The organism is Clostridium nigeriense (assembly GCF_050585245.1).
Taxonomy (GTDB): Bacteria; Bacillota; Clostridia; order Clostridiales; family Clostridiaceae; genus Clostridium; species Clostridium nigeriense_A.
Window position 1 is genome coordinate 148,320 of the sequence record NZ_JBNOOF010000003.1, and the last position, 12,740, is coordinate 161,059.

The following is a 12,740-nucleotide window of genomic DNA, read 5'->3' on the forward strand; positions in this document are numbered from 1 at the left end:
ATCTAATAGTAACTTAGTAAATATATAATGCTATTTTATTTATTTAGTGGCCCGTTAAATAATGGGGGGATAAATAAATGAAGAGATTAAAACAAATAGCAATATTTGTTTTATGTATGTTTATTTTCAATGTGGTTTTTCCAAATGTTACATCATTTGCAGAGACTACAAATGATTCAACTGTAATATCGGAAGAGTTATCTGTAACATCCGAAGATAATAATAGTGAAAAAAATAACATACAAACAGAAACAGTAAATAATGAAAATGAATTATTAGGAAAGGAGGATGAGTTAGAGAAAACAGAAGATTCTATAAATGTTGTTGAAGATATAGAAAATAATGAAGAAGTTAATTATGATTTAGATACTGAATCTATAGATGATGTAGATGATAATATGAGAGATAGCTATACTCCATTTTCAACTTCTGAAGAACAATCAACTATAATTGCAAAGGTAGAGAATCCTGTAATGGATCATAAACTAACAGACTCTTTCCAAGTAAGAGGATATGCAATTAGTAAAGATGGAATTAGTAAGGTTGAAGTTTATCTTGATAACAATAAAGTTGGAACTGCTACTTATGGTATTGAAAGAAGTGATATAGGAACAAAGTATCCTGATTATTCTAATTCAAATAAAAGTGGGTTTAAATATAACTTTACAAATGTTTCAAATGGTAAACATGAAGTGAAAATAAGTGTTATAGATTCTAAAGGAAACAAATCTGATACGGTTATTAGTGTAAATATAAATGATAGCAAGACTAAAATAATGGGGACAGGGTCTTTAGATAGAGCTCAAATGATTAATATCTTAAGAAGGAATAACTCTAAGCTTGATTTAAAATACATAGTAGATTTTGTAGATTTTACAATTAAAGAATCACAGATTGAAGGTATTAATCATGATATAGTATTTTCTCAAATGATGCATGAAACTGGTTATTTAAAGTTTGGTGGAGATGTTAAATTTGAGCAAAATAATTTTGCTGGAATAGGTGCAACAGGTAATGGAAATCCTGGTTATACTTTCGAGAGTGTTGAAATTGGAATAAGAGTTGTAGTACAACACTTAAAGGCATATGCATCAACTGAACCGTTAAAACAAGATGTGGTTGATCCAAGATTTAAATATGTTACTAGAGGAAGTGCATTATATCTAGAACATTTAGGAATCCCAGAGAATCCAGAAGGGTATGGATGGGCAACTGCAAAAGGATATGGATATAACATATTAAATATAGTTTCAGAAGCTGGAAAAGAATCAAAAACTCTTAATTTTTCTGTGTTGAATGATGTTACTATTTCAGGAAATCAATCAACAGGATCTAAGATAACTGTTACTGCGACAGCTACACCATCAGACAATACACTTTATAGAATTTGGGTTTGTAATAGGGATACAGAAGAATGGACTTTGTTAAGTGATTGGAGTACTAAGAGAACAGCAGATTTTTATCCGGAAAAATCAGGGAATTATAGTTTTGTAGTACATGTTAAAAATAAAAACTCAGATACTTCAACACAAGATCATTATATAAATAAAGATTTTAAGGTGGACGTTGGAAGTTCAAAAGTTACAAGTTTAAATGTAACAGGAAATAAATTTGTAAATGATACATTAACAATGACAGCGGCTGCTGACCCGTCATCAGGGACTTTATATAAGTTATGGGTATGTGATAGAAGTACAGATACATGGACAGTACTAAGTGATTGGAGTACAAAAAATACAGCGACGTTTACTCCAAAGAAAGCTGGAACATATAGTTTTGTAGTACATGTAAAACATAAGAATAGTAAAACTAATACACAAGATGATTATAAATCAGTTGATATAAAGGTTGCAGAATCTAAATCGACAGCTAAGTCACTTACTGTAACTGGAGACAAATATGTAGGAGCTAACTTAACAATGACAGCAACTGCAGACCCGTCATCAGAGACTTTATATAAGTTGTGGGTATGCGATAGAAGTACAGATACATGGACAGTATTAAGTGATTGGAGCACAAAAAATACAGCAACGTTTACTCCAAAGAAAGCTGGAACATATAGTTTTGTAGTACATGTAAAGCATAAGAATAGTGCAACAAAGACACAAGATGATTATAAATCTGTAGATGTTAATGTTAAAGTAGCAAAGTCAATAGTATCATCATTAAGTGTAACAGGAAATAAGTTTGTAAATGATACATTAACAATGACAGCAACTGCAGACCCATCATCAGAGACTTTATATAAGTTGTGGGTATGTGATAGAAGTACAGATACATGGACTGTACTAAGTGACTGGAGTACAAAGAGCACTGTTAATTTTGTTCCAAAGAAAGCTGGAACATATAGTTTTGTAGTACATGTAAAACATAAGAATAGTACAACTAATACACAAGATGATTATAAATCAGTTGATATAAAGGTTACGGATTCTAAATCGACAGCTAAGTCACTTAATGTAACTGGAGATAAATATGTAGGGGCTAGCTTAACAATGACAGCAACTGCAGACCCATCATCAGAGACTTTATATAAGTTGTGGGTATGTGATAGAAGTACAGATACATGGACTGTACTAAGTGACTGGAGTACAAAGAGCACTGTTAATTTTCTTCCAAAGAAAGCTGGAACATATAGTTTTGTAGTACATGTAAAACATAAGAATAGTACAACTAATACACAAGATGATTATAAATCAGTTGATATAAAGGTTGCGGATTCTAAATCGACAGCTAAGTCACTTACTGTAACTGGAGACAAATATGTAGGAGCTAACTTAACAATGACAGCAACTGCAGACCCGTCATCAGAGACTTTATATAAGTTGTGGGTATGCGATAGAAGTACAGATACATGGACAGTATTAAGTGATTGGAGCACAAAAAATACAGCAACGTTTACTCCAAAGAAAGCTGGAACATATAGTTTTGTAGTACATGTAAAGCATAAAAATAGTAGCACAACTAGTCAAGACAGTTATAAGTCTATAGATATAAATATACAGTATAAAAAATCTACTGTGAAAACATTAGATTTATCAGGTAGCAATATTATTGGACAACCTATTACAATGACAGCAACTGCAGACCCATCATCAGGGACTTTATATAAGTTGTGGGTATGTGATAGAAGCACAGATACATGGACAGTATTAAGTGATTGGAGCACAAAAAATACAGCAACATTCACTCCTAAGAAAAAAGGTTATTATTCATTTGTGGTACATGTAAAGAATAAGTATTCAAATTCTAGTGTTCAAGAAGATTATATGTCAAAAGATATTTATGCTTATGAAAAGGACAAGGCTACTGCAATATCTTTAAATGTTAGTGGTTCATATACGCCTAATGGAAGAATTTCTATAGAAGCTTTAGCTGAGCCACAAGATGATGCATTATATAAGATATGGGTATGTGATAGAAAAACTGAAACATGGACAGTATTAAGTGATTATAGCAAAACTAGAACTGCTACATTTACTCCAAAAACATCAGGAACTTATAGTATAGTAGTACATGTTAAGCATAAGAATAGCAAATCAGAGAGGGACGACTATATTTCTAAAGATATTAATGTAACGTCATCTAAAAAACTTATAGTAATAGATCCAGGGCATAATTATGGTGGAGATTCTGGAGCACTATATGTCCATAATGGGGTTACTTATAATGAAACTGTTTTAAATATGGAAGTTGCATTGAAGCTTAAGCAGGAACTTGTTTCTAGAGGATTTGAAGTTGTAATGACTAGGGAAGAAAGTGATAGGGATAATAAACCTGTAAAAGAAAGTTTAGCTGAAAGAGTAAAGATAGCAAATGATCTAAATGCAGATTTGTTTGTTAGTATTCATCATAATTCTAACCCGAATTCACTTGCAAATGGGGTAGAAGTTTATTATAGTTCTGCGGAACCGTTAGCTGGAACTAACAATATTCAGAATGGGCTTACTAGCAAGATTAATACAAGTAAATTGCTTGCTCAAAATATGGTAAATAATATAGCATCACAACTAGGTTACTATAACAGAGGTGCTAAAGATGAAGAGTTTTATGTTGTAAAGAATACATTTATGCCATCTGTATTGGTTGAATGTGGATTTATATCAAATCCAACAGAAGCCCAAAAGTTGGCTAATCAAGATAATCAATTAAAATTTGCAAAAGTTTTAGCTGATCAAATTCAAAAACAATTTTAAGAAAATATTAATAAAAGAGTAACAGTTTACTGTTACTCTTTTATTTTTTTTAGTATAAAATATATATGATATAATTAGTAATGTTAGAAATAAATATATTGTAAGGAGAAAAATTATGAGTATTAATATACTAGGGATTATTCCGGCAAGGGGAGGATCTAAAGGGGTTTATAGAAAGAATATAAAAAAATTAAATGGTAAACCGTTAATTGGATATACTATTGAGGCTGCTAAAAAAAGTAAATATATAGATAGATTAGTTATATCCACTGATGATAATGAGATCGCAGAAATATCTAAAGAGTTTGGGGCTGAAATTCCTTGTTTAAGGCCTGATAGTCTATCCGGAGATGTATCTCCAACTGTAGATTGCGTTATACATATGCTAAATTACCTTAAAGAAAGTGAAGGATATACACCAACGCATATTATGTTGTTACAATGTACTTCGCCATTAAGAACTTACAAGCATATAGATGAGGCAGTTGAACAATTTAGGCATAGTAGTAAAAAAGCCTTAATATCGGTTTGTGAAAGTGAAGTTAATCCATATTGGACTAATATTTTCGAAGGAGATTCTTTAAAACCATTTATGAAAGATGGATACAAAATAACTAGAAGACAGGATTTACCTAGTGTTTATAGAGTTAACGGAGCTATTTATTTAATAGAAACTGAGATGTTTTTAAAAGAAAAAACTTTTCAGGCAAGTAGCTTAACTGGTTATATAATGGATTCATATTCTTCAGTTGATATAGATACTGAGCTTGATTTTAAAATAGCAGAGTTAATAATGAACGAATTAAGTGAGATGGATAAATAGGAGATGAAGAATGAGTAGTAACAAGAGCTTATTAAAAAATTCAAGTATATATAGTTTAGTTCAAATTTTACAAAAAGCTATTGGATTATTTTTATTGCCTGTGTATACATCATTATTATCTCCAAGTGACAAAGGGATAACAGATGTAGTTCAACCATTAGTTACGTTTTTATCTATTTTTTATACTCTAGCATTAAATTCAGCTGTTGTAAGGTTTTATGTAGATTATAAAGAAAATGATAAGAAGTTGAAAGAGTTCTGGGGAACTTGTATAACGTTTGTTATTTTAAATAGTGTAATAATAACTATAATTTTAATTATTTTTAAAGATGTATTACTATTACCTTTAGCAAAAGGAATAAATTTTTATCCGTATATTGCACTAGGATTAGTATCAATAACATTTAATCCTATTTATACAATTTTTCAAAGTACTTTACAAGCGAGGGAAGAAAGTTCTACATATGGTATAAATAATTTACTGTATTTTATTCTTAATCTTTCTCTAAATATATTATTTGTAGTAGGTTTAAGAATAGGAGCTATAGGAGTATTATTAGCATTAGCAATAACAGATACAGTATTTTTTGTTTATACTTTAATTAGATTTATTCCTACTATAACAATGAAAATAAGAAAGGCTTATTTGATACAAGCATTAAAGTATTCATTACCATTATTACCTCATACTTTATCTGGCTGGGCAGTATCTATGATAGATCGTCTTTTTTTAAATGGATATGAAGGCTTAGCTTCACCAGCTATATATTCCACTGGTTCGCAATTTGCAAATATCATTAACGTTATTACAACTGCAGTGAATCAAGCATATGTTCCTTGGTTTTTCTCAAAGATGAAGGATAAGGAAAAAAATGAAGCTGATATAGTTAAGGCTGCAGAATATATTACAATAATTTATTGTTTTCTAGCTATGGGTATGTCTTTGTTTGGACCTGAGATATTTAAGATTATGGTAGATGATGCATATGCTGAAGGATGGAAAGTTATACCTCTATTAAGTTTTTCATTTGTATTTAATGGTATATATTATTTTTATGTTAATCCGCTATTTTATAATAAAAAAGGGGTTAAGTTCATTGCTGTTGGTACATTCACTGGTGCAATATTAAACTCATTATTAAATATAATATTAATTCCAAAGTATTCAATGATGGGAGCTGCATTTGCAAGTTTATTATCAATGATGATATCCTGTATCTTAGTTTACTTTATATCTAAAAAAATAGAACCTATAAAGTTAAATTTACTTAAGTTGTTTGTTATTTCTGGATTATTCTTTGCAATTTCAATGTGTTCTTTTATAATATTAGGATTCAGCTTTTGGAAATCAGTATTGATTAAATCTGGAATTGTATTATTAGTATTATTAGGAATTGTAGTAATTTATAGAAATGAATTTTTGAAATATATGAAATTAATTAAAGGTAGTATTAAAAATAGGTAAGGAAATAGAAACAGTAGACTAAGATTTATAGACAATGTAAATAATAAGTAGTATAATTATGAAGGATATTTTAAAAAAAGAGCTTTTGATTTAATTACATATATGGTAAAAAATGGAGGTAATCCGAATGAAAAAATGGAGAATGCTTATATTGGCATGTATAGATATATTTCTTGTAAATATGGCATATTTAATAGTAATTAATATGATATATGCAGATGAGTTTAGAAAGATAGTTACAATATATAAGGAAGATTGTATTATAGTTAGTTTTATTTATTTAATTAGCTTTTTCATTTTCAGAATGTATAATTCCCTTTGGCATTTGACAGGAACAGATGAATTCTTATTAGGAGTAGGTGGAAGTGTTTTAGCTGGTTGTGTTTCAATTATATATACTAGATTTATTGGAAATGTTATACCTTTAAATGTAAGTGTTTTAGCTATAGTTCTAGTTATGTGTTTTGTATTAGGAATTAGAATACTTTATAGGGTTTATAGGAGGATGTTAATATATACTCCTTATAAATATGCACCAGATCAAAAAAGGGTCATGATTGTTGGAGCAGGGTCAGCAGGAACAATGATCATAAATGAAATGCTTTCAAGAAGAGATTTGAAATTAAATCCAGTTGTTCTTATAGATGATAATCCTTATAAGAAAAGAAAAAGAATTTCAGGAACAAAAGTCCAAGGAACTACAGAGGATATACCAAGAATAGTTGAAGAAAAAAGAATAGATTTGATAATTATAGCAATACCTTCTTTGAAATCTGAAGAAAAGGCAAGACTAATAGATATTTGTAAACAAACTAAGTGTAAATTAAAAATAATTCCTGGTATATATGAAATAATATCAGGGAAAGCGAGTGTAAGTAAAATTAAAGATGTAGAATTAGAGGATTTATTAGGAAGGGATCCTATAGTTCTTGATAATAATGGAATTTCTGATTATTTAACTGGAAAAACAGTTTTAGTAACTGGAGGCGGAGGATCAATTGGATCTGAATTATGTAGGCAAATTGCTGTTTTCAATCCTAGTAAATTAATTATTTTCGATATATATGAAAATAACGCCTATGATATACAAAATGAACTATGGGCTAAGTATCCTAATTTATATGTTAAAACTTTAATAGGATCTATTAGAGATGAAAAAAGATTAGATGAAATATTCAAAAATTATAATATAGATGTTATTTTTCATGCCGCTGCTCATAAACATGTTCCTTTAATGGAAGATAGTCCAAAAGAAGCTATAAAAAACAATGTTTTTGGTACATTAAATTTAGCTAAGCAAGCAGATAAACATAGTGTAAAGAAATTTGTTATGATTTCAACAGATAAAGCTGTTAATCCAACCAATATAATGGGTGCAACTAAAAGATTATGTGAGATGATAGTTCAAGCAATGAATAAAGAAAGTAAAACTGATTTTGTTGCAGTTAGATTTGGAAATGTGCTAGGAAGTAATGGATCTGTTGTTCCGTTATTTAAAAGGCAAATTGCTGAGGGGGGACCTGTGACTGTAACTCATAAAGACATTACTCGCTATTTTATGTTGATACCTGAAGCATCTCAACTAGTTCTTCAAGCAGGAGCTTTTGCAAAGGGTGGAGAAATATTTGTTTTAGATATGGGTAAGCCTGTAAAAATATACGATTTAGCTTGTGATTTAATAAGACTCTCAGGCTTTGAACCTAATAAGGATATAGAAATTAAGTTTACAGGACTTAGACCAGGGGAGAAGCTTTATGAAGAGTTGTTAATGAGTGAAGAAGGCTTAGGAACTACAACTCATAATAAGATATATATTGGTAAACCAACTTTTGAAAATATGAATAAATTACAAGTAAAATTAAATATGTTGAAAGAATTACTAAAAGAAGATAGTAATGAAAAAATTAAGGATATGATGGAGAAAGTTGTTCCAACATATCACAGAGTAGATAAAGATGAAGTGGCAGTAGATAGAGATAAATAAATATTTATATAATTTATAAGGAACTATAGTAATATAGTTCCTTATAAATTAATTAGGTAAAATGGAGGGAATATGATAGAAGTCTTAATTAATGGGAATGAAATTTATGCTGTTAATAGTGGAGAAAAAACTTCAATAGATAAAAATATAATAAGTTGTGATATTAGTGTAGAAATTAATAGATTTATTAAGAATCTAGAGAAAGAAAGCGTAAATAATACAGCTATTAAAGATATGTATATTTATGATGACATTGAGGTATATAACTTTGCTAGAGGAACTATATGTAATAAAGTAAAAGATATATTAAGCAAATTTTTATTAATTGAAGCATTAGTAGATAAATTTGGTGAAGAAAAAATTAAAATATATACTAGTGATCCAGTTTATAAATATATATGTAATTCCTTATTCAAAATTGCCATATCTGAAGTTCAGGATAATATAGATATAAATAAAGAAAATAAAGAACCAAATAATAAAATGATGAAAACTAAGAGAATATTTAAGGGATTTATTTTCCTTTTAAAATATAAATTTAAGAATATTAGAAACGAGAACATATTATTTATGACGCATTGTAGTGATATAAATAATATTAAAATAGGAAATAAAAATTTACATTATGATTGTCAATTTGGAGAAGTTTTGGAATCTTTCAAAAAAGAAAAGAATGTATTTAGAATTCAATATCTAAATAATGATTCTATATTAAATAAATCTGAAAAAATAGGAGATGATTTTTTCCCATTCGAGGATTTTATAATATTAAAAAAAATATTATATAGAATGAAATTGAATCAGGATAAATTGAATAATAGGTTGTATTTACTTAAAGATTTTAATTTAAACTTTCATAATTATAATTTATATGGTTTATTTAATGAATTTTTATTTAAAAATTTAAAAGATATATTTGATAGCTATATATATGAAATTTATTCTGCTGAAAAGTTTTTAAAAATACTAAAATTTGATAAAATTATATGTACTGATGAAGCAGATAGAGCAAGATGTTTTATTTATTCAGGAAATAAGCTAAATATTCCAACTTTTGCAATACAGCATGGTATAATAACAGAGGCATCAGTTTCATATTTTATTCCATCAAAGGAAAATATATATGTTCCAAGTAAAACTTTTGTATGGGGAGAAGAATTTAAGGAAAAATTATTAGAAGGTACAATAATTTATAATGATAATAATGTTGTAGTTGTAGGACAGCCTAGAACGGACTATTTATATAATAAAATTTCTAATACCGATATAGGTCAAACTAGAGATGAGAATTTAAAGATTTTATATGCAACTCAATATATTAAGGAGTTAGCAAGGGAAGCAACAGAATTTTTATTTAGTAGTTTATCAAAATATGGGGAAAAGTATGAAGTTATTATAAAATTACATCCAAATGATACTTATTATGATATGTATGATGAAATTGCTAAAAAATATAATGTAAATAATATTAAAATTACTAAGGATATGGATATTTATGATGCAATAATATGGTCAGATATAGTAATAAGTGTTCATTCAACAGTTAACTTAGAAGCAGCAGTACTTAATAAACCATCTATTTGTTTACTTTTAAATAATTATTGGGATCAAGGTAATTTTGTTAAAAATAATATATCTAAGGGAGCTAAAAATGAAGAAGAGCTTATTGATTTATTAAATGATATAAATTGGGATGCCAATGATAGATATATTGAAAGAAACTTTTATAAGGTAGATGGATTAGTTGCTAATAGAATAAAGGAAGTAATTAATTCTTATTAAAGGAGTTTATATGAGTAATAAAGAAAAATATTTAAAGTTTTGTGAAGAGTCTAGTGTTAATATATTTGTTCAACCTTGGTGGCTAGATGCAGTTGTCGGAAGTGAAAATTGGGATGTTATTTTAAATGAAAAAGGTGGGAAAATCTTAGGGGCCCTGCCATATTCATTTAATAAAACAAAAAGTGGATTAATTATAAATGAAGGAAATTTAACTCAAAAAAGTGGTGTATATATAAATTATCCTAATAATCAAAAATATACTTCAAAATTGTCTTTTGAAAGAAAAACTATAAGTTACCTAATTGAGGAATTAGAAAAAAAAGATATTAAGAGTTATTCTCAAAATTTTGATTATTCATTTACTAATTGGTTACCTTTTTATTGGAGGGGCTATAATCAAACTACTAGATATACTTATGTTATTGAGGATACTTCTGATTTTAATAAGGTATATAATGAAATAGATTCTAGTACAAAAAATGTTATTAGAAAAGCTGAAAAAATGGTTCAAGTTAAAAAAGGAATAAGTATAGAAGAATTATATAAAATTAATAAAATGACTTTTGAAAGAAAAAATATGGAAATCCCATATAGTGTAGATTTACTAATTAAAATAGATAAATTATGCAATGACAGAAATTGTAGGGAAAGCTTATATGCAGTTGATGAGAATAATAATGTTCATGCAGTAATTTATGTATTGTGGGATAAAGAAAGTATGTATTATTTATTGGGTGGAATAAATCCAGATTACAAAAATTCAAATGCAACATCATTATTATTATTGGAAGCAATAAAATTAGCTGGTAGTATGGGGTTGAAGTTTGATTTTGAAGGTTCTATGAATAAAGAAATAGAAAAGTTTTTTAGTACTTTTGGAGGAGCGCAAAAACAATATTTCACAATAACTAAGGATTTTAAGTTTGATTTAAAGAAATCTTTAATTACTTTTGTATTAGGAGCTCCAAAACTAAAGAAGATTCTAAAAAGAATTATAAGGTAATAAGAGAGGTGTTTTATGGTTGGGATATATATAAAAAATGATGAATTTATAATTGAGAAGGAATATACTTTTGACTTAATATTTTCTACCTTAGGTATTGATTATAAATTTTATAGAAATGATGATGAAATAAATCAAGATGATATATTAATATATTATGCTCCAGTATTAGATAAAAAATTTAAAAATAAATTTATTTGGATTAAAGAAAGCAATAATCTATTTAATGATAATTATCTAAAATCAGAGCCTAATTATAATATAAAAATATTAAACTTAGAAAAAAATATAAAATCTATAAATAATATTATATCAATATTTTCAAATGAAGATAAATTAATAGAGAAAAATGATAATAAATTTAATATTTATATAGATATAATTTCGGATATATTTTTTATGGTGACAAGATACGAAGAAGTTATTTGTGATGAAAAAGATTCTCATGAGAGATTTTTATTAGAAAAATCTATCTCATATAAATTTAGTTTTTTAGATAGACCAATTGTAAATGAACAGATTGAAATGATTTTAAGTTTGCTAAAGGATCTAGATAAAAATATAGAAAAGAAGAATAGATGGGAAAATAAAGATTTTGTATTTTTCTTAAGTCATGATATTGATTCAATATTAAAATATAGGGATAAATTTATCAAAACTATGGGTGTAAAAATAATAAAAGAAAAAGATATAAAATCTTCAATTGAAATTTTTAATAATTTTTTAAAAGTCTTAAGAAATAAAGAAAATGATCCGTATTGGAAGTTTGATTATTTGGCAGATATTGAAGAAAAATATGGGATGTCAGCTTCATATTATTTTATGACAGGTGGAAAGACAAGTAATGATAATTACTACAATATAAATAATAAAATATTAAAAAATGTGTTTAAAAGAATAGAGAATAACTCAAGTGAAATTGGAATCCATGGTAGCTACAATAGTTATAATGATTTGAATTTATTAGCTAGTGAAAAGTCAAAAATAGATAAGTATACAAAGTCAGTTGGAATTAGACAACATTATTTAAGATTTAAAACGCCTGATACTTGGAAAGTTCAACAAGAATGTAATTTAAAATATGATACTACTTTAGGATATGCTAAAAATGCAGGATTTAGAGCAGGAATTTGTACTCCATATAAACCTTTTAATGTGTTGGATAGAAAAGTTATTGATATTTTTGAAATACCTTTAATAGTTATGGATGTTACTATAGCTGAAACTCAATATATGGGATTAAATCCTAAAGAGGGAATTGATTATGTTAAGAATCTTATAAATAGAATCATAGATGTTAATGGGGTATTTTCATTATTATGGCATAATTCTAATTTAGACAATTCTATGTGGAAGGATTGGCTAAGTGTATATGAAGAAATAATAAACTATTGCATAGATAATAATGCATTAGCTATCTCTGGAAAGAAGATAGTTGATTTATATAATTAGTTATAGTTAAAATTGCAGGGGGAGTTGAAAGTAAA

At 27.4% G+C, this 12,740-nt stretch carries 7 protein-coding genes; all 7 read left to right on the plus strand.

What is annotated here, in order from left to right:
* The first annotated feature begins 77 nt into the window (after positions 1-77).
* The 7 genes from ACQPUY_RS06695 to ACQPUY_RS06725 all read left to right on the plus strand — a co-directional run bounded on the left by ACQPUY_RS06695 (position 78) and on the right by ACQPUY_RS06725 (position 12,705).
* A complete protein-coding gene (locus ACQPUY_RS06695) occupies positions 78-4,196 on the plus strand; it encodes an N-acetylmuramoyl-L-alanine amidase (protein WP_430840371.1) in 4,119 nt (1,372 codons plus the stop codon).
* Between the two features lie 115 nt (positions 4,197-4,311).
* The gene (locus ACQPUY_RS06700; RefSeq protein ID WP_430840372.1) at positions 4,312-5,019 is read left to right on the plus strand and encodes a cytidylyltransferase domain-containing protein; all 708 of its coding nucleotides are present in this window, start codon (positions 4,312-4,314) and stop codon (positions 5,017-5,019) included.
* A 10-nt stretch (positions 5,020-5,029) separates the two neighbouring features.
* Positions 5,030-6,484 carry a lipopolysaccharide biosynthesis protein gene (locus ACQPUY_RS06705; protein ID WP_430840373.1) on the plus strand — a complete coding sequence of 485 codons (1,455 nt, stop codon included), beginning with the start codon at positions 5,030-5,032 and terminating at the stop codon, positions 6,482-6,484.
* Between the two features lie 127 nt (positions 6,485-6,611).
* Positions 6,612-8,468, plus strand: a complete 1,857-nt coding sequence (locus ACQPUY_RS06710) for a polysaccharide biosynthesis protein (RefSeq protein ID WP_430840374.1) — start codon at positions 6,612-6,614, stop codon at positions 8,466-8,468.
* Between the two features lie 72 nt (positions 8,469-8,540).
* Positions 8,541-10,250, plus strand: coding sequence for a CDP-glycerol glycerophosphotransferase family protein (locus ACQPUY_RS06715; protein WP_430840375.1), 1,710 nt, complete (start codon positions 8,541-8,543; stop codon positions 10,248-10,250).
* A 10-nt stretch (positions 10,251-10,260) separates the two neighbouring features.
* On the plus strand, positions 10,261-11,253 hold the full coding sequence (locus ACQPUY_RS06720; protein ID WP_430840376.1) for a GNAT family N-acetyltransferase: 993 nt from the start codon (positions 10,261-10,263) through the stop codon (positions 11,251-11,253).
* Positions 11,254-11,268: 15 nt separating this feature from the next.
* Positions 11,269-12,705 carry a polysaccharide deacetylase family protein gene (locus tag ACQPUY_RS06725; RefSeq protein WP_430840377.1) on the plus strand — a complete coding sequence of 479 codons (1,437 nt, stop codon included), beginning with the start codon at positions 11,269-11,271 and terminating at the stop codon, positions 12,703-12,705.
* The last annotated feature ends 35 nt before the right edge of the window (positions 12,706-12,740 follow it).